The organism is Comamonas sp. BIGb0124, assembly GCF_003752175.1.
Taxonomy (GTDB): Bacteria; Pseudomonadota; Gammaproteobacteria; order Burkholderiales; family Burkholderiaceae_C; genus Comamonas_F.
Genome location: NZ_RJVF01000002.1, coordinates 53,048 through 72,091, shown reverse-complemented (window position 1 = coordinate 72,091; position 19,044 = coordinate 53,048). Strand labels below are relative to the sequence as shown.

The window sequence follows — 19,044 nt, the reverse complement described above, 5'->3', positions numbered from 1 at the left end:
CTGATCGCCCCGATCGCCATGGAAGAAGGCCTGCGCTTCGCCATCCGCGAAGGCGGCAAGACCGTCGGCGCCGGTGTGGTTGCCAAGATCGTTGCTTGATCCCCAGCGTTCATCAAGGAATACAAATGAGCAAGCAAAAGATCCGCATCCGCCTCAAGGCATTCGACTACAAGCTGATCGACCAGTCGGCAGCTGAAATCGTGGACACCGCCAAGCGTACCGGCGCCATCGTCAAGGGCCCCGTGCCCCTGCCGACTCGCCTGAAGCGTTTCGACATCCTGCGTTCGCCGCACGTCAACAAGACCAGCCGCGACCAGTTCGAAATCCGTACGCACCAGCGTCTGATGGACATCGTTGACCCCACCGACAAGACGGTCGACGCCCTGATGAAGCTGGACCTGCCGGCCGGCGTGGACGTCGAAATCAAACTGCAGTAAACATCCCGCTGTTGTTTGTTTCATGAAGACCGGGCGCAAGCCCGGTTTTTTCATGGGTCGGGTCGTAGCCTGCTGTTTGCCAAAAAAATGTGCAGGGGCTACAATGCTCGACTTTCCACGCATCAAGTGGATTTTTTTCGTGCATGCGGTCAGGCCGCCGGATCGCAAGGTCCGGCTTCTGTGTTGCAAGGCGGAAAAGATCTGGATGTGTGGAAATTAGGGCCCCGGCCAATTGAAGTCGGGACTGTCGAAACCCAGACGCCAGCTTGCTGCAATGTGCGGCAGAGTGGGGCGTCAGGAGAATATGAAATGAGTCAAAGCAATCGTCTGGGGTTGCTGGGCCGCAAGGTGGGCATGCTTCGTCTGTTCACCGATGACGGGGACACAGTGCCCGTCACGGTGGTGGATGTGTCCAACAACCGCGTGTCCCAGGTCAAGTCCCAAGAGAATGATGGCTACGTCGCACTGCAAGTGACGTTTGGTGCCCGCAAGGCATCGCGCGTGACCAAGCCCCTGGCTGGTCACCTGGCCAAGGCTGGCGTCGAAGCCGGCGAAATCATTCGTGAATTCCGTGTCGAAGCCGATGTGGCTGGCCAATACCAGGCTGGTGGCGTCGTCAAGGCCGAAGCTGTGTTCGCCGCTGGCCAGAAGGTCGACGTGCAAGGCACTTCCATCGGTAAGGGCTTCGCAGGCACCATCAAGCGTCACAACTTCGCATCGCAGCGCGCATCGCACGGTAACAGCCGTTCGCACAACGTGCCCGGTTCGATTTCCATGGCGCAAGATCCCGGTCGCGTGTTCCCCGGCAAGAAGATGACGGGCCACATGGGTGACGTCACCGTGACGACCCAGAACCTGGATGTCGTGCGTGTGGACGAAGCCCGTCAGCTGCTGCTGATCAAGGGTGCGATCCCCGGTTCGAAGGGCGGTTTCGTGACCGTTCATCCCGCCGTCAAGGCCAAAATCTCCAAGGGAGCGAACTGATGCAGCTCGAACTCCTCAATGACCAAGGCCAGGCCGCGTCGAAGATCGACGCGCCCGAGACGCTGTTCGGTCGCGAGTACAACGAATCGCTGGTGCACCAGCTGGTCGTGGCTTATCAAGCCAACGCCCGTCAAGGCACCCGCGCCCAGAAGGACCGCGAACAGGTCAAGCACTCGACCAAGAAGCCGTTCAAGCAAAAGGGTACGGGCCGCGCTCGTGCCGGTATGACTTCCTCGCCTCTGTGGCGTGGGGGCGGACGCATCTTCCCGAATCTGCCGGAAGAAAACTTCGCACAAAAGGTCAACAAGAAGGCTTACCGCGCTGGTATCGCCACGATCTTCTCGCAACTCGTGCGTGAAGGCCGTCTGGCCGTGGTGGACGATCTCAAGATCGAAGCCCCCAAGACCAAGCTGCTGGCCAGCAAGTTCAAGGCTCTGGGCGTCGAGTCCGTGCTGGTGATCGCTGACCAGATCGACGACAACCTGTACCTGGCTTCGCGCAACCTGCCGAACGTGCTGGTGGTCGAACCCCGCTATGCCGATCCGCTGTCGCTGGTGCACTACAAAAAGGTGCTGGTCACCAAGAGTGCACTGGAGAAGCTCAAGGAGATCTTCGCATGAGCACACAGAAATTTGAAGAAGGCCGCCTGTTGCAGGTGCTGATCGCTCCCATCGTGTCCGAAAAGGCCACCCTGGTTGCCGAACAGTCCAACGCTGTGACGTTCAAGGTGTTGCAAGGCGCCACCAAGCCCGAGATCAAGGCCGCCGTTGAACTGATGTTCAAGGTCGAGGTCAAGGGTGTTTCCGTGGTGAATACCAAGGGCAAGACCAAGCGCTTCGGCAAGTCCGTCGGCCGCCGCGACAACGTTCGCAAGGCCTACGTCACGCTCAAGCCCGGTCAAGAGCTGAACCTGTCCGGGGAGGCCGCTTAATCATGGCTGTTATCAAGATCAAGCCGACCTCGCCCGGCCGCCGTGGCGTCGTCAAGGTCACGCGTGACCACCTGCACAAGGGTGCCGGCTACGCACCGCTGCTGGAACCCCAGTTCCAGAAGGCCGGTCGTAACAACAACGGCCACATCACCACCCGTCACAAGGGCGGTGGCCACAAGCATCACTACCGCGTCGTCGATTTCGTCCGTAACAAGGATGGCATCGTCGCCAAGGTCGAGCGCATCGAGTACGACCCCAACCGTTCGGCTCACATCGCTCTGGTGCTGTATGCAGACGGCGAACGTCGCTACATCATCGCCCCCCGTGGCGTTGAAGTCGGCGCATCCCTGCTGTCCGGTTCCGAAGCGCCTATCCGCGCTGGCAACACCCTGCCGATCCGCAACATCCCCGTGGGTTCCACCATCCACGCGATCGAACTGCAACCCGGCAAGGGTGCGCAGATCGCCCGCTCGGCTGGCGCATCCGCAACGCTGCTGGCTCGCGAAGGTGTCTACGCTCAGGTTCGCCTGCGCTCCGGTGAAGTCCGTCGCATTCACGTCGAATGCCGCGCGACCATCGGCGAAGTGGCCAACGAAGAGCACAGCCTGCGCCAACTGGGCAAGGCCGGTGCAACGCGCTGGAAGGGTATCCGCCCGACCGTTCGTGGCGTGGCCATGAACCCGATTGATCACCCGCACGGTGGTGGCGAAGGCCGCACTGGTGAAGGTCGTCATGCTGTTGATCCTTGGGGTAATCTCACCAAGGGCTATCGCACCCGTAACAACAAGCGTACACAGACTTTCATTGTGTCGCGTCGCAAGAAGTAAGGGGCTGACAAATGACTCGTTCTCTTAAAAAGGGTCCGTTTGTTGACCATCACTTGCTGGCTAAGGTCGACAAGGCCGTGGCCACCAAGGACAAGAAGCCGATCAAGACCTGGTCGCGTCGTTCCGTGGTTCTGCCCGATTTCATCGGTCTGACCATTGCCGTGCACAACGGCAAGCAACACGTGCCGGTCTATGTCACCGACCAGATGGTGGGCCACAAGCTGGGCGAATTCGCCCTGACGCGCACCTTCAAGGGTCATCCGGCTGACAAGAAAGCCAAGAAATAAGGAAAGACCATGTCAGAAACACGTGCAGTCCTCCGGGGCGTCCGTCTGTCGGTCGACAAAGGCCGCCTGGTTGCGGACCTGATTCGTGGCAAGAAGGTTGATCAAGCGCTCAACACGCTCCAGTTCACCCAGAAAAAAGCCGCTGTGATCATCAAGAAGGTTCTTGAGTCCGCCATCGCCAATGCCGAGCACAACGACGGTGCCGACATCGACGAACTCCGGGTCAAGACCATCTATGTCGAACAAGGTACCACCCTCAAGCGCTTCACCGCACGCGCCAAGGGTCGTGGCAACCGTATCAGCAAGCCCACGTGCCATGTGTACGTGACGGTTGGCAACTGAAAGGTATAGGCATATGGGACAGAAAATCCACCCCACAGGCTTCCGCCTTGCTGTTAGCCGTAACTGGGCTTCGCGCTGGTACGCAAGCGACCGCGATTTCGCCGGCATGCTCGCCGACGACATCAAGGTTCGCGAGTACCTGAAGACCAAGCTCAAGAACGCCGCGGTCTCGCGCGTTCTGATCGAGCGTCCCGCCAAGAACGCCCGCATCACGATTTTCTCGGCTCGTCCGGGCGTCGTGATCGGCAAGAAGGGTGAAGACATCGAGAACCTGAAGAAGGAACTGTCGCGCCAGCTGGGCGTGCCGGTGGCAGTGAACATCGAAGAAGTGCGCAAGCCCGAAACCGATGCTCAACTGATCGCCGACTCGATCACCCAGCAGCTCGAAAAGCGCATCATGTTCCGTCGCGCCATGAAGCGCGCCATGCAGAACGCCATGCGTCTGGGTGCCCAAGGCATCAAGATCATGTCTGCAGGCCGTCTGAACGGCATCGAAATCGCTCGTACCGAGTGGTACCGTGAAGGCCGCGTGCCGCTTCACACCCTGCGTGCCGACATCGACTATGGCTTCTCCGAAGCCAAGACGACCTACGGCGTGATCGGCGTGAAGGTGTGGGTCTACAAGGGCGACACTCTGGGTCGTACCGATCTGCCCGCCGTGCAGGAACCCCGCGAAGAGGAACGCCGTCCGCGCGGTCCCCGTCGTGACGGTCCCCGTCCCGGTGCAGACCGCCGCGGTGGCGCTCGTCGCCCCGCCGGTACGAACGCAGCGCCTGCCGACGGTAGCGACAAGCCCGCCGAAGCGACAGGTGAAGACAAATCCACCGTTAAGCGCGTCCGCAAAGCCGCGCCAGCTGCAGCAGCTGACGGTGCCAAGGCTGAGTAATCAGCCGAGTTAACGGAGAAAAACCATGCTGCAACCTGCACGCAGAAAATACCGTAAAGAGCAAAAAGGCCGCAACACCGGCATTGCCACGCGCGGTAACGCTGTCTCGTTCGGCGAATTCGGCTTGAAGTCGACGGATCGTGGTCGTCTGACCGCCCGTCAAATCGAGTCCGCTCGCCGTGCCATTTCCCGCCACGTCAAGCGCGGTGGTCGGATCTGGATTCGTGTTTTCCCGGACAAGCCGATTTCCACCAAGCCCGCCGAAGTTCGGATGGGTAACGGTAAAGGCAACCCCGAGTACTACGTGGCTGAAATCCAGCCGGGCAAGATGCTGTACGAAATCGTCGGCGTCTCTGAAGAGCTGGCCCGCGAAGCGTTCCGCCTGGCTGCCGCCAAGCTGCCGCTGCGCACCACGTTCGTCGCTCGTCAACTCGGCGCTTGATCAGGAGAAGAAGACATGTCTAAAGCGACTGACCTGCGTCAAAAAGACGTGGCTGCCCTGGCAGCCGAAGTGACTGCATTGCAACGTGCCTATTTTGGCCTGCGCATGCAAAAGGCTACGCAACAGCTGAACAACGTCGCCGCCCTGCGCGTCGCCCGCCGCGATATCGCCCGTGCGAAGACGATTCTGGCTGAGAAGCAAGCCGCTGAACCCGCGAAAGCCTAAGGAGTGACCATGACGGAAGCTAAAACATCCCTCAAGCGCACCTTGGTTGGCAAGGTGGTCAGCGACAAACGTTCGAAGACCGTGACGGTGCTGGTCGAGCGTCGTGTCAAGCACGAGCTCTACGGCAAGATCGTGATGAAGTCGAGCAAGTACCACGCCCATGACGAAAATGGCGAGTACAAGCTGGGCGACGTGATCGAAATCACGGAAAGCCGTCCGCTTTCCAAGACCAAGAACTGGGTAGCGACCCGCTTGGTTCAAAAAGCCGGACTGCTGTAATGCCGGCGCAGGCGAGGGACTCGTTCCCGAAGCCTGCAGCCTAGCCAAAACGGCCACACAATGTGTGGCCGTTTTCTTTTTGGAGAGATCAAATGATCAAAGTTGGAGATTCCCTGCCCGCCCTGACCCTGACCGAGTATTCGGACGTGGCGGGTGAAGGCTGCAGCATCGGACCGAACCCCGTGCCGTTGCAGCAGGCCGCTGCCGGGAAGACGATTGCCCTGTTTGCCGTTCCCGGTGCCTTCACGCCCACCTGTTCGGCACAGCACGTGCCCGGTTACCTGGCGCAGCTCGACGCCTTCAAGGCTGCCGGTGTCGACGAGGTCTGGTGTCTGTCGGTGAACGATCCGTTCGTGATGGGTGCCTGGGCACGTGATCAGAAGGCCGCCGGCCAGATCCGTTTCCTGGCCGATGGCAGCGCCGAATTCGCCAAGGCCATGGGCCTCACCCTCGACCTCACGGCCAAGGGCCTGGGCGTGCGCAGCAACCGTTACTCCGCGCTGGTCAAGGACGGTCGTGTCGTCACCCTCAACGTCGAGGGTGCCGGCAAGTTCGAAGTGAGCGATGCCGGCACGCTGCTGGCTCAGGCCAAGGCGGCCTGACGCATCGTCCGCCGGTCAGGCCTGCATCGCGCAGGCCGGCGGCGGAGATGAACCTCACCGGCCTCTGGCGCGCACCGCGTGGCGTATGCCCTGCGGGCAGGGGTTCAGAGATCGGCCTTGAGGTAGCGGGCGCCGGGCAGGGGGTTGTAGTAGTAGGGCGGGATGTCCTCGAAACCCAGGTCCTGATAGAGCGCCCGGGCGGATTCCATGGCGTCCAGCGTATCGAGCAACACGCACGAGTAGCCACGCTTGCGCGCCGAATCCAGCACGGCTTCCGTCAATTGACGGCCCAGTCCAAAACCGCGGAACGCCTTGCGCACATACAGGCGCTTGAGCTCGCAGGCATTGACGTAGTCGCTGCTGACCAGCGGCCGCAACGCACAGCAGCCGGCCACGTCGTCGTCGATTCTTGCCAGCAGCAGCACGCCGTACGGATCGGTGTATTCGCCGGGGAGCGTCAGCAGTTCCTCCTCGAAATCCTGGAAAGCCAGGTCGACTTCGAGGCTGAGGGCGTACTCGCGGAAAATCTGGCGGGCTTGCTCGAGCTCATGCGCGTGCACGGCGGCTTGGATCTGAAATTGAGGTCTGTCCACGATAGAGAGGGGCTGACGCGCCGGGATGCAGCGGCACCGCCGGTCGGCTGAAGGATCTCGCAAAACGTCGGGTTGAAAGGTCTAGTCTATCAACTGCGGGCATGCCGCGTCCATGGGGTCTGGCTGCCGGCTGCTGCACGGCGTGGCATGTCGTCCGGCAAGCCGCGTGGGGTCGAGCCGCTAGACTACCAATCCGGTGGCCAGCAGGCCCCGTCCGATACCCTCGCCGCCGTTTCGAGCGGCCTCCGAACACAAGAAAGGCCAGCCCGTGAAGACCTCCTCCCATCCTGTTCCTCCCGCTGCCTGCCGGCTGCAGACCGGCTCTCCGGCCATTCGGCACGGCTCGGCACGTTCGGGCCGCCGGCTGGCGAGTCGACCGGCCGCCTGGGCTCTGGTGGCCGCCGTGGCCTTGCTGGGGGCCTGCAGCAGCGTACAGACCACGCAGCCCGGAACAGTCGGCGTCAGCCGTTCCCAACTGATGGGTGTCGACCGCGAGCAGATCGATCAGGCCTCGGCCCAGGAGTACGCCAAGATGGTGGCCCAGGCCCAGTCCAAGGGGCAGCTCAACCGCGATGCCGCGCTCACCGCGCGCGTGCGCACCATCTCCAATCGGTTGATCGCCCAGACCACCGCGTTCCGACCCGATGCCACGAGCTGGAAGTGGGAAGTCAACGTGTTCCAGAGCGACGACATCAATGCCTTCTGCATGGCGGGCGGCAAGATCGGGGTGTACTCGGGTCTGGTGACGGGCCTGAAGCTGACCGACGACGAGTTGGCCGCCGTGATCGGGCACGAAATCGCCCATGCGCTGCGCGAGCACGTGCGCGAGCAGGTCTCTCAGCGCATGGCCACTCAGCTGGGCATCAACGTGCTGGGCGCCTTGACCGGCAGCCAGGCCGTCGCGCAACTGGGCGATCAGGTCACCCAGGTGACGTTTGGCCTGCCCAAGAGCCGGCAGGCCGAGGTCGAGGCCGACCGCATCGGCGTGGAACTCGCCGCGCGCGCCGGCTACGATCCCCGTGCCGCCGTCACCTTGTGGGACAAGATGGGCAGTGCGGGCGGCAGCCGGCCCCCCGAGTTCCTCAGCACCCACCCGGATTCGGCTTCACGCAAGCAGGATCTGACGCAGATGGCACAGCGGGTGATGCCGCTGTACGACAAGGCCCGTGGCCAGCGCTGAAGGCCGCCGCCCGGGTGCGCAGGGACCGGTGCGGTCCCTTCGTGCTCAGGCCGCCAGCAGGGTGTCGATGCGGGTGTGCAACTGGGCAAAATCCGGCGCCCCCACATACCGCTGGTCGATGCGGCCCTGCCGGTCGAGCAGATAGGTGGTGGGCGTGGCCTGTACATCGCCCCATCGGCGGGCCGCTTCGCCGCTGCCATCCAGCCCGACGAGAAACGGCAACTGCCGGGTCTGCACGAAGCGCCGGACCTGTTCGGGCGGATCGTAGGCCATGGCCACGGCCAGCAGCTCCAGGCCGCGGTCGCGGTAGGTGCGGTAGGTCTGGATCATCTGGGGCATCTCGCCCACGCACGTCACGCAGGTGGTGGCCCAGAAGTTCACCAGCGTCACGCGTCCGTGCAGGGCTGCCGTGTCGAGTGTTCCGCCGTCCAGCAGCGTGAATCGGGTCTCCGGGGCAGGGGTGCGCCGCGTGGCCAGCCAGCCCAGGGTGGCGGTGGCTGCCAGGGCGGCGGTCGAAGCGATCAGGGTGCGGCGGTGCAACGGCATGGCGGGTGACGGTAGGAGCACGGAAGGCGGGCGTCGGCAAAGACCGCACCCGGCAGACTGTGCTTTTACCAGATGCCGCGAGTTTCTGCAGCGGCCGGTCCCGGATGCCGGCCGGGCCTTGCATCCATCAAAGAGTGTGAGCTTGCCTTCCCGCTCGGCATGGCGAATGGGCAACGGCATCGCTACAGCGTTGATAATCGTCTCTCGACCACTTCGGGTCGGCCCGCCGCAAGCCGTGCGCCGCGCCGTCTGTCCCTGACTGCATGAACCGACTTCTCATCATCGCCCACGCTCCGCTGGCCTCGGCCATGCGGCAGTGCGCACTGCATGTCTTTCCCGACTGCGATGCCTACTTGTCGGCCCTCGATGTCCAGCCCAACATGCCGCCCGAGGAAACCCAGGCCCAGGCCCGCATCCTGCTCGAGCAGCTCGACTGCGAGCACACCCTGCTGCTCACCGACCTGTTTGGCGCAACCCCCTGCAACGTGGCCCAGAAGCTCGTCGACGGCGTGCACACGCGCCTGGTGGCCGGCCTCAACCTGCCGATGCTGCTGCGTGCCATCAGCTATCGCCACGAGCCGCTCGAGATGCTCGTCAACCGTGTGATCAGCGGTGGAACCCAAGGTGTGCTGGCCGTCGCCACCACCCCACCCCAGAACCAGAATCGTACCGACCATGATTCAACAAAACGTCACGATCAGTAACAAGCTGGGCCTGCACGCCCGGGCATCCGCCAAACTCACCAAGCTGGCGGGATCCTTTCCGTGCGAAGTGTTTCTTTCGCGCGGCGAGCGCCGAGTGAATGCCAAGAGCATCATGGGCGTCATGATGCTGGCGGCCGGCAAGGGCAGCGAAGTGCGCATCGAGACCGACGGTGCCAGCGAGCAGGAAGCCATGGATGCGTTGTTGACACTGATCAACGACAAATTCGGCGAAGGGGAATAGGCTGTTCCCGTGGTTCGACCCGCGCCGATGACCCTATAAGAGACAAAAACGCCATGACCCTTGCCATCCACGGACTCGTCGTTTCCCGCGGCATTGCGATCGGGCGTGCCGTGCTGGCGGCCTCCAGCCATCTCGACGTCTCGCACTACTACATCACCCCCGAGCAGGTCGGCAGCGAGGTCCGGCGCCTGGTCGTGGCCCGCGATGCGGTGGTCGATGAAATCACGCGCCTGCAGGCCGGCATGTCGCGCGACACGCCGCGTGACCTGGTGGCGTTGCTCGATGTGCACGTGATGCTGCTCCAGGACGACACGTTGGCCCAGGCGATCAAGGGCTGGATCACCGACCGGCTCTACAACGCCGAGTGGGCGCTGGTCAGCCAGCTCGACGTTCTGGTGCGCCAGTTCGACGAAATGGACGACCCGTACCTGCGTGAACGCAAGGCCGATCTGGAGCAGGTCGTCGAGCGCATGCTGCGCCACATGCGGGGCGCACCGTCGCCGGTGGCACCGCCGGCGCCTGCCGTGCGGGCCGGCGCACCGGACGACGGCCTGGTGCTGGTCGCGCACGATCTGTCGCCTGCCGACATGCTTCAGTTCAAGCACTCGGTGTTCTCCGGCTTCATCACCGATGTGGGCGGCAAGACCTCGCACACGGCCATCGTGGCGCGCAGCATGGACATTCCGGCCGTCGTGGGCGTGCGCACGGCCAGCGAACTGATCAAACCCGATGACTGCGTCATCATCGACGGCAACGCCGGCGTGGTCATCGTCGACCCGTCCGAAGCCATGCTCGACGAGTACCGCTACAAGCAGAAGCAGGGCGAGATCGAGCGCCAGAGCCTGGCTCGCCTGCGCCACACGCCGGCGGTCACGCTCGATGGCCATGCCGTCGAGCTGCTGGCCAACATCGAACTGCCGGGCGACACCAGCGGCGCACGCCGCAGCGGTGCAGCCGGCGTGGGACTGTTCCGCAGCGAGTTCCTGTTCATGGGCCGCGGTGGCCGTGCCCTGCCCGACGAGCAGGAGCAGTACGAAGCCTACAGCCAGGCCGTGCTGGGCATGAATGGCCTGCCGGTGACCATCCGCACTATCGACGTCGGGGCGGACAAGCCGCTCGACAGCGGAGGCCTGCGCGAGCTCCAGCCGCAGACCCATCTCAACCCCGCGCTGGGCTTGCGCGCCATCCGTTGGTGCCTGGCCGAGCCGGCGATGTTTCTCACGCAGCTGCGTGCCATCCTGCGTGCGGCGGCACTCGGGCCGGTCAACCTGCTCATCCCGATGCTGGCCCATGCCCGCGAGATCCGCCAGACGCTGGCCCTGATCGAGGAAGCCCGGCAGCAACTGAAGCGGCAGGGCCAGCCCTGCGGGCCGGTGCGCCTGGGTGCCATGATCGAAATCCCGGCTGCCGCGCTGACGTTGCCGGTTTTCCTCCGCCATTTCGATTTCCTGTCCATCGGCACCAACGACCTCATCCAGTACACGCTGGCCATCGACCGGGCCGACGAGACCGTGGCCGAACTCTACGATCCGCTGCATCCGGCCGTGCTGGGACTGGTGGCCGCGACCATCCGGGCCTGCGCCGAGGCTGGAAAACCGGTCAGTGTGTGCGGCGAAATGGCGGGCGATGCCAGCATGACCCGGCTGCTGCTGGGCCTGGGGCTGCGCAGCTTTTCGATGCACCCGGCGCAGATCCTGGCCATCAAGCAGGAAATCCTGCGCTCCGATGCCGCCAAGCTCAAGCCATGGGCCGAAGCGGTGCTGGCGAGCGAGACACCGGCGGAACTGCTGGCCAAGGGCAGGGCGGGTTCCGGCGTGTGATCCGCTGCGGCGCATGGCCAGGTGGCCGATTGCGCCGTGCGCGGAAAAAGGGCCTGTCGGACGCGCTCAGGCGCCCGAGAGCCTGCTGTCGACGGCGCACGGCCGTCTCAGGGGGATCAGGCGGGCGTGCCGGCCGCGACGACGCCAGCCGCATGGGCCTGCTGGTCGGCGTGGTAGCTCGAACGCACCATCGCGCCCACGGCGGCGTGGGTGAAACCCATCTTGTAGGCCTCTTCCTCGAACATCTTGAACGTGTCGGGGTGCACGTAGCGGCGCACCGGCAGGTGGTGGCCGGACGGTGCGAGGTACTGGCCGATGGTCAGCATGTCGATGTCGTGCGCACGCATGTCGCGCATGACCTGCAGGATTTCCTCGTCGGTCTCGCCCAGGCCGACCATGATGCCGCTCTTGGTCGGGACCTTGGGATGCAGGGCCTTGAACTTCTTGAGCAGGTTCAGGCTGAACTGGTAGTCGCTGCCCGGACGCGCTTCCTTGTACAGGCGGGGCGCGGTCTCGAGGTTGTGGTTCATGACATCGGGCGGTGCGGCCTTCAGGATCTCGAGCGCACGGTCGTCGCGGCCCCGGAAGTCAGGGACCAGGATCTCGATCTGGGTCAGCGGTGAATGTTCGCGGATGAGCCGGATGCATTCCACGAAATGGCCGCTGCCGCCATCGCGCAGGTCGTCGCGGTCGACGCTGGTGATCACCACGTAGCTCAGGCGCAGCGCGGCGATGGTCTTGGCCAGGTTGAGCGGCTCGTCCTTGTCGAGCGGATCGGGGCGGCCGTGGCCGACGTCGCAGAACGGGCAGCGCCGGGTGCATTTGTCGCCCATGATCATGAAGGTGGCCGTGCCTTTGCCGAAACATTCGCCGATGTTCGGGCAGGAGGCTTCCTCGCACACCGTGTGCAGCTTGTGCTCGCGCAGGATCTGCTTGATCTCGTAGAACCGCGTGGTGGGGGAGCCTGCCTTGACGCGGATCCAGTCGGGCTTCTTGAGTGTCTCGCCGTGCACCACCTTCACGGGGATGCGCGAGAGCTTGGCCGCCGATTTCTGTTTGGCCAGCGGGTTGTAGTCTGCGGTGGGCGTAGCGTCTCGGACGACTTCTGTGGTGCTCATGCTTGTTGTTGTCTCGCTGGTGCTTGCTCGTCGGCGGCAGGGGCCATCAGGCGGGCGATGAGGTGGCGTTGGAGGGCGTCGGCCACATCGTGCCAGTCCGCCAATACGCCCATTGTAGAAAGATCGACCGTCCGCAGTCCTGCATAGCCGCATGGATTGATGCGACTATAGGGTTCGAGCGACATCGCCACGTTGAGGGCCAGGCCGTGGTAGGTGCAATGGCGGCTGACCTTGATGCCCAGTGCCGCGATCTTGCCCAGGCCGTCGAAGCCGCCGATCGCCGTGGCGCCCGGGCGATCGGGCAGATCGACGTAGATGCCGGGCGCCCCGTCGACCCGGCGGCCGTCGACGCCCAGGCCGGCGAGCGTGTCGATGATCGCCTGCTCGATGCGGCGCACGTATTCCTTGACGAAATAACCGCGCCGCTGGAGATCGATCAGCACATAGGCCACGACCTGGCCGGGGCCGTGGTAGGTGACCTGGCCGCCCCGGTTGCTCTGCACCACCGGGATGTCGCCGGCCTGCAGGATGTGGCCGGCCTGGCCGGCGAGGCCCTGCGTGAAGACCGGCGGATGCTCGCACAGCCAGATCTCGTCGGCCGTGTCGGCATCGCGCTCCGCGGTGAAGCGCTGCATGGCATCGAACGTGGCCGCATAGTCGACGCGGCCCAACTGGCGTACCCTGCAGTCCGACGTCGAATGCCGCGTGGGGGCATCGGCCGCCACGGCAAGATCGGGCGCAATGGACGTCATCGTGGCGCGGTGCCGCTCACAGCACGTACTTGGCCAGCGGATGGCCGGACAGTTCGCGGTAGAGATCGTCCAGTTGGTCGCGGCTGGTGGCGGTGACGGTCAGCGTCACGCTCAGGTATTTGCCGTTGCTGCTGTCGCGCAACTCCACCGTTGCGGCGTCGAACGACGGATCGTGCTTGCGCGCGATCTGCGTCATGGTGTGGACAAAGCCGTCCTCGTTGAGACCCATGACCTTGATGGGAAAAGGCGAGGGGTAGTCGATGAGTTCGTCGGCGCGTGCAGGGCTGGAGCTGGCATTCATGATGAGCGATTATCCGTTCTTGTCTTGTATCGAGCACTGTGTCGTGCAGATGTCAACCATGGGAAATGCGGTATTCGAGCGACAACTGACTGCAAGCTTACGACTTTGAATCGTAACGTCAGCGTAACTACGTATAATCAAAGGCTTTGCTGAATTCAGAAATCATTGAAAACGACTGGGCAAGGGTAGCCCTCTCCATGGCAAAGCCATTGGATGCCATGGAAGACGCATGACACGCGAGCCGGACGACAGAGAGATAGATAGGGAAGAGGACGAGGAGTTCAAGCCCCTCACACCGGAAGCCGCCCAGCAGTTGGCCGGGCGCATGCCCAAGCTGGCGCCCTGGCGGTTGCTGGGTTGGCAGCTCGCCTCCGGCCTGGTGCTGGCGGCGGCGGCCTGGATGCTTTCGGGTCCGTCGGCGGTGTGGTCTGTCCTGTATGGCGTGGTGGCTGTTATGCTGCCGGCCGTGCTGTTCATCCGAGGCATGCTGCGGCTTCAGGGCGCGCAGGGCAAGGATGCCGGCATGGCACTCATCGTTTTTATGGTTTGTGAATTCGGCAAGATCGCGCTGACCGTGGTTCTGCTGGTGCTGGCTCCCCGCATATTGGGAGTCCACATGAGCTGGCTGGGACTGTTGCTCAGCGTGGTCGTGACTTTAAAGATGTACTGGGTTGCACTCTGGGTGCAATTCAGGTCCTACAACCGTACTATCCGTACTACCGGGAAGAGTTGAAAGATGGCCGCAGAAGGACATGCACCAACCGCAAGTGAATACATCGTTCACCACTTGCAACATTTGCAGAACGTCAAGCAAACCGCCATCATCGATTTCTCGGTGGTGAACTACGACTCCGTCATCGTTTCGCTGACCGTCGGCATCATCGGATTGTTCGTGCTCTGGCTGGCTGCCCGCAAGGCAACGGCCGGCGTTCCCGGACGCTTCCAGGCTGCGGTTGAAATGCTGGTCGAGATGGTCGACAACCAGGCCAAGGCCAATATCCACAACGCCCAGAGCCGCAAGTTCATCTCGCCGCTCGCGCTCACCGTGTTCGTCTGGATTTTCCTGATGAACGCCATGGATCTGATCCCCGTCGACCTGCTGCCCGTCATCTGGGCCCAGATCTACGGCGCCGCCGGCCACGATCCGGCCCACGCCTACCTGCGTGTCGTGCCGACTGCCGACCTGTCCACCACGCTGGGCCTGTCGACCGCCGTCCTGCTGCTGTGCTTCTTCTACAGCGTCAAGATCAAGGGCGTCGGCGGCTGGGCTCACGAACTGGTCACCGCACCGTTCGGCACCAGCAAGAACCCGTTCTTTGCGTTCATTCTGGGCATCGCCAATCTGGCCATGCAGATCATCGAGTACGTGGCCAAGACCGTTTCGCACGGCATGCGGCTGTTCGGCAACATGTATGCCGGCGAACTCGTGTTCATGCTGATCGCCCTCATGGGCGGTGCTGCAGCCATGTCGATCTCGGGCGTTCTGCTGCCGGTCGGCCACGTCATTGCCGGCACCATCTGGGCCATCTTCCACATCCTGATCATCACCCTGCAAGCCTTCATCTTCATGATGCTGACCCTGATTTATCTGGGTCAGGCTCATGAGAAGCACTAAGGCCGCGCAGGTTCGATCGGATACCTCGCCTCTATAAGATAGCTTTCCCTTCCTTTCCTTACTTTTTATTCAATAGGAGTCATCATGGAAAACGTTCTCGGTCTCGTCGCACTGGCAGCCGGTCTCATCGTGGGTCTGGGCGCAATCGGCGCTTCGATCGGTATCGCCCTGGTTGGCGGCAAGTACCTGGAAGCTTCCGCTCGCCAGCCCGAACTGATCAATGAACTGCAAACCAAGCTGTTCATTCTGGCCGGCCTGATCGACGCCGCCTTCCTGATCGGTGTTGCTATCGCTCTGCTGTTTGCTTACGCCAACCCGTTCATCGCTCCCCTGGCCGCTTAAATCCCCGGTTCACGCCATTTCTAGAAAGGTGTTGCCGTGAGTATCAATGCGACCCTGATCGTTCAGGCCATCGTTTTCCTGATCCTGGTGCTGTTCACGATGAAATTCGTGTGGCCCCCGATCGCGAAGGCGCTGGATGAGCGTGCACAGAAGATTGCCGACGGCCTGGCTGCCGCAGACCGCGCTCAAGTCGAGCTGACCTCTGCCAACAAGCGTGTCGAGCAAGAGCTGGCTCAGACTCGTACTGAAACCAGCAACCGCCTGGCTGATGCTGAGCGTCGTGCCCTGGCCATCATCGATGAAGCCAAGGCCCGCGCCACGGAAGAGGGCAACAAGATCGTTGCCTCCGCCAAAGCTGAAGCCGAGCAGCAGGCCATCCAGGCCCGCGAAGCGCTGCGTGAGCAAGTGGCACTGCTGGCCGTCAAGGGCGCCGAACAGATCTTGCGCAAGGAAGTCAATGCCGACGTTCATGCGGATCTGCTGAGCCGTCTCAAAAACGAGCTGTAAGGAGTTTCCATGGCTGAACTTGCCACCATCGCCCGTCCCTATGCAGAAGCCCTGTTCCGGGCTTCGCAGGCGGATCTGGGCCGTGCTGCAGCCTGGCTCGACGAGCTCACGGCCGTGGCCGAAGACTCGCGTGTGCTGGCCTATGCCGCCGATCCCCGCGTGACGTCGACCCAGGTGTCCGACCTGATCTCCGGCGTGGCCGAAGGCGCTGCCGAGCAGCCGCTGCCGGCTCAAGCCAAGGCGTTCCTGCAGGCCGTGCTCGAAAACGGCCGCCTGCAGGCCCTGCCCGAGATCGCCAAGCAGTTCCACGTGCTCAAGAACGAGCGCGAAGGCGTGCTGGATGCCCAGGTCTACAGCGCCTATCCGCTCGAAGACCAGGCCATGGCTGATCTCCAGTCCGTGCTGGAGCGCAAGTTCGGCCGCAAACTCACCCTGAAGGTGTCGCTGGCACCGGAACTCATCGGTGGCGTGCGTGCGGTCGTCGGCGACGAGGTGTATGACACCTCGGTCAAGGCGCAGCTGGAAAACATGAAGACGGCGCTGACAGCCTGAGGCTGTCGGCATAACCCAAGAAAGAAGGAAAGAGTCATGCAACTCAATCCCGCAGAGATCTCTGAACTGATCAAGAGCCGCATCGAGGGGCTCTCCGGCGACGCCAATCTCCGTAACGAAGGTACGGTGGTCTCGGTGTCCGACGGCATCGTGCGCATCCACGGTCTGTCCGACGTGATGCAGGGCGAAATGCTTGAATTCCCGGCCGGCAACGATGGTCAGCCCTCCTACGGCCTGGCCCTGAACCTCGAGCGCGACTCCGTCGGCGCCGTGGTGCTGGGCGAGTACGAGCACATCTCCGAAGGCAACACCGTGAAGTGCACGGGTCGCATCCTGGAAGTGCCCGTGGGCCCCGAACTGTGCGGCCGCGTGGTCAACGCGCTGGGCCAGCCCATCGACGGCAAGGGTCCGATCAACGCCAAGCTGACCGACGTCATCGAAAAGGTCGCGCCCGGCGTGATCGCACGTCAATCCGTCGACCAGCCCCTGCAGACCGGCCTGAAGTCGATCGACTCCATGGTGCCGATCGGCCGTGGCCAGCGCGAGCTGATCATCGGCGACCGCCAGACCGGCAAGACCGCCGTGGCGCTCGACACGATCATCAACCAGAAGGGCCAGGGCGTCACGTGTATCTACGTGGCCATCGGCCAGAAGGCTTCGTCGATCAAGAACGTCGTGCGTGCCCTCGAGCAAGCCGGCGCCCTCGAGTACACCATCGTCGTGGCCGCCTCGGCTGCCGACTCCGCTGCCATGCAGTACGTGTCGGCCTACGCGGGCTGCACCATGGGCGAATACTTCCGCGATCGTGGCGAAGACGCCCTGATCGTGTACGACGACCTGTCCAAGCAAGCCGTCGCCTACCGCCAGGTCTCGTTGCTGCTGCGCCGTCCCCCGGGCCGCGAAGCTTTCCCCGGCGACGTGTTCTATCTCCACAGCCGCCTGCTCGAACGTGCAGCCCGCGTGAACGCCGACTACGTCGAAGCCTTCACCAAGGGTGAAGTCAAGGGCAAGACGGGTTCGCTGACGGCTCTGCCCATCATCGAAACCCAGGCCGGCGACGTGTCCGCTTTCGTTCCGACCAACGTGATCTCGATCACCGACGGCCAGATCTTCCTGGAAACCGGTCTGTTCAACGCCGGTATCCGCCCCGCCATCAACGCCGGTATCTCGGTGTCGCGCGTCGGCGGTGCGGCCCAGACCAAGATCGTCAAGGGCCTGTCCGGCGGTATCCGTACCGATCTGGCACAGTACCGTGAACTGGCTGCGTTCGCGCAGTTCGCTTCCGACCTCGACGAAGCGACCCGCCGTCAGCTCGACCGTGGCGCACGTGTGACCGAACTGCTCAAGCAGGCTCAGTACCAGCCGCTGTCGGTGTCCCTGATGGGCGCAACGCTGTTCGCCGTCACCAAGGGCTTCATGGACGATGTGGATGTCAAGAAGGTTCTTGACTTCGAACACGGCCTGCACCAGTTCCTCAAGACCAGCCATGGCGCGTTGCTCGAGACCCTCGAAGCGACCAAGAAGCTGGACAAGGACACGGAAGCCGAACTGACCGCTGCCATCACGGCATTCAAGAAATCGTTCGCCTGAGCGCGGCGACCATTCTGAACAGGAGTCGAGATGGCATCAGGTAAGGAAATACGCGGCAAGATCAAATCGGTGGAAAACACCAAGAAGATCACCAAAGCCATGGAAATGGTCGCGGCGTCCAAGATGCGCAAGGCGCAGGAACGGATGCGTTCGGGTCGCCCTTACGCAGACAAGGTCCGCAACATCACGGCGCATCTGGCACAGGCCACGCCCGAGTACAAGCACCCCTTCATGGTCACCCCCGCGGTGCCGACCAAACGGGTCGGCCTGCTGGTGGTCACGACGGACAAGGGCTTGTGCGGCGGCCTCAACACCAACGTGCTGCGGCAGGTCACCGGCAAGCTGCGTGAGCTCGAAGCCGAAGGCAACCACGTCGAAGTGGTCGCCATCGGCAACAAGGGCCTCGGCTTCCTCAGCCGCATCGGCGCCAAGGTCGTCGCGCAGGCGGTCCAGCTGGGCGACAAGCCCCAGCTCGACCAGCTCGTCGGCCCGGTCAAGGTGTTGATCAAGCCTTACTTCGAAGGCCAGTTCGACGCTGTCTACCTGTGCTACACCCGTTTCCTCAATACGATGAAACAGGAGCCTGTGATCGAGCAACTGCTGCCGTTGCCCGACCATCACCTGGCGCAATCCGAGGAAGAGAAGCAGGCCCATTCGTGGGACTACATCTACGAGCCGGATGCACAGACGGTGATCGACGACCTCATGGTGCGCTACGTCGAAGCGCTGGTCTACCAGGCCGTCCTGGAGAACCTGGCCTCCGAGCAGTCCGCTCGGATGGTGGCCATGAAGGCCGCGACCGACAACGCGGGCACGCTGATCGGCGAGCTCAAGCTGGTCTACAACAAGACCCGCCAGGCTGCCATCACCAAAGAGCTGTCGGAAATCGTGGCCGGGGCCGCTGCGGTCTGACCGTCCAAGAATCTGCAAATTTATCGGAG

28 protein-coding genes and 1 pseudogene are annotated in these 19,044 nt (G+C 63.0%); 24 read left to right on the top strand and 5 right to left on the bottom strand.

Annotation, left to right across the window (positions count from 1 at the left end; all coding sequences use genetic code 11):
* From EC845_RS01150 to EC845_RS01090, 13 genes and pseudogenes are all read left to right on the top strand, one after another.
* Nucleotides 1-99: pseudogene (locus EC845_RS01150) on the top strand (elongation factor Tu); the annotation flags it as partial.
* Between the two features lie 26 nt (nucleotides 100-125).
* Nucleotides 126-437, top strand: a complete 312-nt coding sequence (gene rpsJ / locus EC845_RS01145) for a 30S ribosomal protein S10 (protein ID WP_123295393.1) — start codon at nucleotides 126-128, stop codon at nucleotides 435-437.
* A 309-nt stretch (nucleotides 438-746) separates the two neighbouring features.
* Nucleotides 747-1,421, top strand: coding sequence for a 50S ribosomal protein L3 (rplC, locus tag EC845_RS01140; protein WP_123295392.1), 675 nt, complete (start codon nucleotides 747-749; stop codon nucleotides 1,419-1,421).
* Nucleotides 1,421-2,041: a 50S ribosomal protein L4 gene (gene rplD / locus EC845_RS01135; protein WP_123295391.1), complete on the top strand. Its 621-nt coding sequence runs from the start codon at nucleotides 1,421-1,423 to the stop codon at nucleotides 2,039-2,041. Before rplC ends, rplD begins: the two co-directional genes overlap by 1 nt.
* Nucleotides 2,038-2,352, top strand: a complete 315-nt coding sequence (gene rplW, locus EC845_RS01130; protein ID WP_123295390.1) for a 50S ribosomal protein L23 — start codon at nucleotides 2,038-2,040, stop codon at nucleotides 2,350-2,352. Before rplD ends, rplW begins: the two co-directional genes overlap by 4 nt.
* Before the next feature lie 2 nt (nucleotides 2,353-2,354).
* Nucleotides 2,355-3,179 carry a 50S ribosomal protein L2 gene (gene rplB / locus EC845_RS01125; protein ID WP_123295389.1) on the top strand — a complete coding sequence of 275 codons (825 nt, stop codon included), beginning with the start codon at nucleotides 2,355-2,357 and terminating at the stop codon, nucleotides 3,177-3,179.
* An 11-nt stretch (nucleotides 3,180-3,190) separates the two neighbouring features.
* Nucleotides 3,191-3,466, top strand: coding sequence for a 30S ribosomal protein S19 (gene rpsS / locus EC845_RS01120; RefSeq protein ID WP_123295388.1), 276 nt, complete (start codon nucleotides 3,191-3,193; stop codon nucleotides 3,464-3,466).
* Between the two features lie 9 nt (nucleotides 3,467-3,475).
* Nucleotides 3,476-3,808, top strand: a complete 333-nt coding sequence (rplV, locus tag EC845_RS01115) for a 50S ribosomal protein L22 (RefSeq protein ID WP_123295387.1) — start codon at nucleotides 3,476-3,478, stop codon at nucleotides 3,806-3,808.
* A 13-nt stretch (nucleotides 3,809-3,821) separates the two neighbouring features.
* Complete coding sequence (gene rpsC / locus EC845_RS01110) at nucleotides 3,822-4,694, top strand: 30S ribosomal protein S3 (RefSeq protein ID WP_123295386.1); 873 nt, start codon at nucleotides 3,822-3,824, stop codon at nucleotides 4,692-4,694.
* A 25-nt stretch (nucleotides 4,695-4,719) separates the two neighbouring features.
* A complete protein-coding gene (rplP, locus tag EC845_RS01105; RefSeq protein WP_123295385.1) occupies nucleotides 4,720-5,136 on the top strand; it encodes a 50S ribosomal protein L16 in 417 nt (138 codons plus the stop codon).
* Nucleotides 5,137-5,151: 15 nt separating this feature from the next.
* Nucleotides 5,152-5,361, top strand: a complete 210-nt coding sequence (rpmC, locus tag EC845_RS01100; RefSeq protein ID WP_123295384.1) for a 50S ribosomal protein L29 — start codon at nucleotides 5,152-5,154, stop codon at nucleotides 5,359-5,361.
* A 9-nt stretch (nucleotides 5,362-5,370) separates the two neighbouring features.
* Nucleotides 5,371-5,640 (top strand): 30S ribosomal protein S17, encoded by a 270-nt coding sequence (gene rpsQ, locus EC845_RS01095; RefSeq protein ID WP_123295383.1) that lies wholly within the window; start codon nucleotides 5,371-5,373, stop codon nucleotides 5,638-5,640.
* A gap of 92 nt (nucleotides 5,641-5,732) precedes the next feature.
* The gene (locus EC845_RS01090; RefSeq protein WP_123295382.1) at nucleotides 5,733-6,242 is read left to right on the top strand and encodes a peroxiredoxin; all 510 of its coding nucleotides are present in this window, start codon (nucleotides 5,733-5,735) and stop codon (nucleotides 6,240-6,242) included.
* Between the two features lie 104 nt (nucleotides 6,243-6,346).
* On the opposite strand, the gene EC845_RS01085 is transcribed toward EC845_RS01090, so the two are convergent.
* Nucleotides 6,347-6,835: a GNAT family N-acetyltransferase gene (locus EC845_RS01085; protein WP_123295381.1), complete on the bottom strand. Its 489-nt coding sequence runs from the start codon at nucleotides 6,833-6,835 to the stop codon at nucleotides 6,347-6,349.
* Nucleotides 6,836-7,199: 364 nt separating this feature from the next.
* Here EC845_RS01085 and EC845_RS01080 point away from each other — a divergent pair, with 364 nt between their 5' ends.
* Nucleotides 7,200-8,015, top strand: coding sequence for a M48 family metallopeptidase (locus tag EC845_RS01080; protein WP_233597894.1), 816 nt, complete (start codon nucleotides 7,200-7,202; stop codon nucleotides 8,013-8,015).
* Between the two features lie 45 nt (nucleotides 8,016-8,060).
* Here the strand turns inward: EC845_RS01080 and EC845_RS01075 are convergent, their stop codons facing one another.
* Entirely contained in the window at nucleotides 8,061-8,561 is a 501-nt protein-coding gene (locus EC845_RS01075; protein WP_123295380.1) for a TlpA disulfide reductase family protein, read from the bottom strand.
* Nucleotides 8,562-8,824: 263 nt separating this feature from the next.
* On the opposite strand from EC845_RS01075, the gene EC845_RS01070 reads away from it, so the two are divergent.
* From EC845_RS01070 to ptsP, 3 genes are read left to right on the top strand one after another with little or no spacing between them, the layout of a single operon-like run.
* The gene (locus EC845_RS01070) at nucleotides 8,825-9,265 is read left to right on the top strand and encodes a PTS sugar transporter subunit IIA (protein ID WP_123295379.1); all 441 of its coding nucleotides are present in this window, start codon (nucleotides 8,825-8,827) and stop codon (nucleotides 9,263-9,265) included.
* Nucleotides 9,237-9,506, top strand: a complete 270-nt coding sequence (locus EC845_RS01065; RefSeq protein ID WP_123295378.1) for an HPr family phosphocarrier protein — start codon at nucleotides 9,237-9,239, stop codon at nucleotides 9,504-9,506. Before EC845_RS01070 ends, EC845_RS01065 begins: the two co-directional genes overlap by 29 nt.
* A 53-nt stretch (nucleotides 9,507-9,559) precedes the next feature.
* Nucleotides 9,560-11,326 (top strand): phosphoenolpyruvate--protein phosphotransferase, encoded by a 1,767-nt coding sequence (gene ptsP / locus EC845_RS01060; RefSeq protein ID WP_123295377.1) that lies wholly within the window; start codon nucleotides 9,560-9,562, stop codon nucleotides 11,324-11,326.
* Nucleotides 11,327-11,442: 116 nt separating this feature from the next.
* On the opposite strand, the gene lipA is transcribed toward ptsP, so the two are convergent.
* Genes lipA through EC845_RS01045 form a run of 3 tightly spaced genes read right to left on the bottom strand, consistent with a single transcriptional unit; the run spans nucleotide 11,443 to nucleotide 13,497 of the window.
* Nucleotides 11,443-12,444, bottom strand: a complete 1,002-nt coding sequence (lipA, locus tag EC845_RS01055; protein ID WP_123295376.1) for a lipoyl synthase — start codon at nucleotides 12,442-12,444, stop codon at nucleotides 11,443-11,445.
* Nucleotides 12,441-13,196 (bottom strand): lipoyl(octanoyl) transferase LipB, encoded by a 756-nt coding sequence (lipB, locus tag EC845_RS01050; protein ID WP_123295375.1) that lies wholly within the window; start codon nucleotides 13,194-13,196, stop codon nucleotides 12,441-12,443. The genes lipA and lipB overlap by 4 nt, the downstream gene beginning before the upstream one ends.
* A gap of 16 nt (nucleotides 13,197-13,212) precedes the next feature.
* Nucleotides 13,213-13,497: a YbeD family protein gene (locus EC845_RS01045; protein WP_123295374.1), complete on the bottom strand. Its 285-nt coding sequence runs from the start codon at nucleotides 13,495-13,497 to the stop codon at nucleotides 13,213-13,215.
* 229 nt (nucleotides 13,498-13,726) lie between these two features.
* Between EC845_RS01045 and EC845_RS01040 the strand changes: the two genes are divergently transcribed.
* The 7 genes from EC845_RS01040 to atpG all read left to right on the top strand — a co-directional run bounded on the left by EC845_RS01040 (nucleotide 13,727) and on the right by atpG (nucleotide 19,015).
* A complete protein-coding gene (locus EC845_RS01040; RefSeq protein ID WP_123295373.1) occupies nucleotides 13,727-14,230 on the top strand; it encodes an ATP synthase subunit I in 504 nt (167 codons plus the stop codon).
* Between the two features lie 3 nt (nucleotides 14,231-14,233).
* Nucleotides 14,234-15,112: a F0F1 ATP synthase subunit A gene (gene atpB, locus EC845_RS01035; protein ID WP_123295372.1), complete on the top strand. Its 879-nt coding sequence runs from the start codon at nucleotides 14,234-14,236 to the stop codon at nucleotides 15,110-15,112.
* Nucleotides 15,113-15,196: 84 nt separating this feature from the next.
* Nucleotides 15,197-15,454, top strand: a complete 258-nt coding sequence (gene atpE / locus EC845_RS01030) for a F0F1 ATP synthase subunit C (RefSeq protein ID WP_123295371.1) — start codon at nucleotides 15,197-15,199, stop codon at nucleotides 15,452-15,454.
* Nucleotides 15,455-15,490: 36 nt separating this feature from the next.
* Complete coding sequence (locus EC845_RS01025; RefSeq protein ID WP_123295370.1) at nucleotides 15,491-15,961, top strand: F0F1 ATP synthase subunit B; 471 nt, start codon at nucleotides 15,491-15,493, stop codon at nucleotides 15,959-15,961.
* 9 nt (nucleotides 15,962-15,970) lie between these two features.
* On the top strand, nucleotides 15,971-16,513 hold the full coding sequence (locus EC845_RS01020) for a F0F1 ATP synthase subunit delta (protein WP_123295369.1): 543 nt from the start codon (nucleotides 15,971-15,973) through the stop codon (nucleotides 16,511-16,513).
* 36 nt (nucleotides 16,514-16,549) lie between these two features.
* The gene (gene atpA / locus EC845_RS01015; protein ID WP_123295368.1) at nucleotides 16,550-18,103 is read left to right on the top strand and encodes a F0F1 ATP synthase subunit alpha; all 1,554 of its coding nucleotides are present in this window, start codon (nucleotides 16,550-16,552) and stop codon (nucleotides 18,101-18,103) included.
* A 30-nt stretch (nucleotides 18,104-18,133) separates the two neighbouring features.
* Complete coding sequence (atpG, locus tag EC845_RS01010; protein ID WP_123295367.1) at nucleotides 18,134-19,015, top strand: F0F1 ATP synthase subunit gamma; 882 nt, start codon at nucleotides 18,134-18,136, stop codon at nucleotides 19,013-19,015.
* Nucleotides 19,016-19,044 lie beyond the last annotated feature (29 nt).

What these genes read in the sequence shown, in the direction of transcription:
- rpsJ (WP_123295393.1), top strand. Translation starts at nt 126, where the DNA reads ATGAGCAAGCAAAAGATCCGCATCCGCCTCAAGGCATTCGACTACAAG.
- rplC (WP_123295392.1), top strand. Translation starts at nt 747, where the DNA reads ATGAGTCAAAGCAATCGTCTGGGGTTGCTGGGCCGCAAGGTGGGCATG.
- rplD (WP_123295391.1), top strand. Translation starts at nt 1,421, where the DNA reads ATGCAGCTCGAACTCCTCAATGACCAAGGCCAGGCCGCGTCGAAGATC.
- rplW (WP_123295390.1), top strand. Translation starts at nt 2,038, where the DNA reads ATGAGCACACAGAAATTTGAAGAAGGCCGCCTGTTGCAGGTGCTGATC.
- rplB (WP_123295389.1), top strand. Translation starts at nt 2,355, where the DNA reads ATGGCTGTTATCAAGATCAAGCCGACCTCGCCCGGCCGCCGTGGCGTC.
- rpsS (WP_123295388.1), top strand. Translation starts at nt 3,191, where the DNA reads ATGACTCGTTCTCTTAAAAAGGGTCCGTTTGTTGACCATCACTTGCTG.
- rplV (WP_123295387.1), top strand. Translation starts at nt 3,476, where the DNA reads ATGTCAGAAACACGTGCAGTCCTCCGGGGCGTCCGTCTGTCGGTCGAC.
- rpsC (WP_123295386.1), top strand. Translation starts at nt 3,822, where the DNA reads ATGGGACAGAAAATCCACCCCACAGGCTTCCGCCTTGCTGTTAGCCGT.
- rplP (WP_123295385.1), top strand. Translation starts at nt 4,720, where the DNA reads ATGCTGCAACCTGCACGCAGAAAATACCGTAAAGAGCAAAAAGGCCGC.
- rpmC (WP_123295384.1), top strand. Translation starts at nt 5,152, where the DNA reads ATGTCTAAAGCGACTGACCTGCGTCAAAAAGACGTGGCTGCCCTGGCA.
- rpsQ (WP_123295383.1), top strand. Translation starts at nt 5,371, where the DNA reads ATGACGGAAGCTAAAACATCCCTCAAGCGCACCTTGGTTGGCAAGGTG.
- EC845_RS01090 (WP_123295382.1), top strand. Translation starts at nt 5,733, where the DNA reads ATGATCAAAGTTGGAGATTCCCTGCCCGCCCTGACCCTGACCGAGTAT.
- EC845_RS01075 (WP_123295380.1), bottom strand. Translation starts at nt 8,561, where the DNA reads ATGCCGTTGCACCGCCGCACCCTGATCGCTTCGACCGCCGCCCTGGCA.
- EC845_RS01070 (WP_123295379.1), top strand. Translation starts at nt 8,825, where the DNA reads ATGAACCGACTTCTCATCATCGCCCACGCTCCGCTGGCCTCGGCCATG.
- EC845_RS01065 (WP_123295378.1), top strand. Translation starts at nt 9,237, where the DNA reads ATGATTCAACAAAACGTCACGATCAGTAACAAGCTGGGCCTGCACGCC.
- ptsP (WP_123295377.1), top strand. Translation starts at nt 9,560, where the DNA reads ATGACCCTTGCCATCCACGGACTCGTCGTTTCCCGCGGCATTGCGATC.
- lipA (WP_123295376.1), bottom strand. Translation starts at nt 12,444, where the DNA reads ATGAGCACCACAGAAGTCGTCCGAGACGCTACGCCCACCGCAGACTAC.
- lipB (WP_123295375.1), bottom strand. Translation starts at nt 13,196, where the DNA reads ATGACGTCCATTGCGCCCGATCTTGCCGTGGCGGCCGATGCCCCCACG.
- EC845_RS01045 (WP_123295374.1), bottom strand. Translation starts at nt 13,497, where the DNA reads ATGAATGCCAGCTCCAGCCCTGCACGCGCCGACGAACTCATCGACTAC.
- EC845_RS01040 (WP_123295373.1), top strand. Translation starts at nt 13,727, where the DNA reads ATGACACGCGAGCCGGACGACAGAGAGATAGATAGGGAAGAGGACGAG.
- atpB (WP_123295372.1), top strand. Translation starts at nt 14,234, where the DNA reads ATGGCCGCAGAAGGACATGCACCAACCGCAAGTGAATACATCGTTCAC.
- atpE (WP_123295371.1), top strand. Translation starts at nt 15,197, where the DNA reads ATGGAAAACGTTCTCGGTCTCGTCGCACTGGCAGCCGGTCTCATCGTG.
- EC845_RS01020 (WP_123295369.1), top strand. Translation starts at nt 15,971, where the DNA reads ATGGCTGAACTTGCCACCATCGCCCGTCCCTATGCAGAAGCCCTGTTC.
- atpA (WP_123295368.1), top strand. Translation starts at nt 16,550, where the DNA reads ATGCAACTCAATCCCGCAGAGATCTCTGAACTGATCAAGAGCCGCATC.
- atpG (WP_123295367.1), top strand. Translation starts at nt 18,134, where the DNA reads ATGGCATCAGGTAAGGAAATACGCGGCAAGATCAAATCGGTGGAAAAC.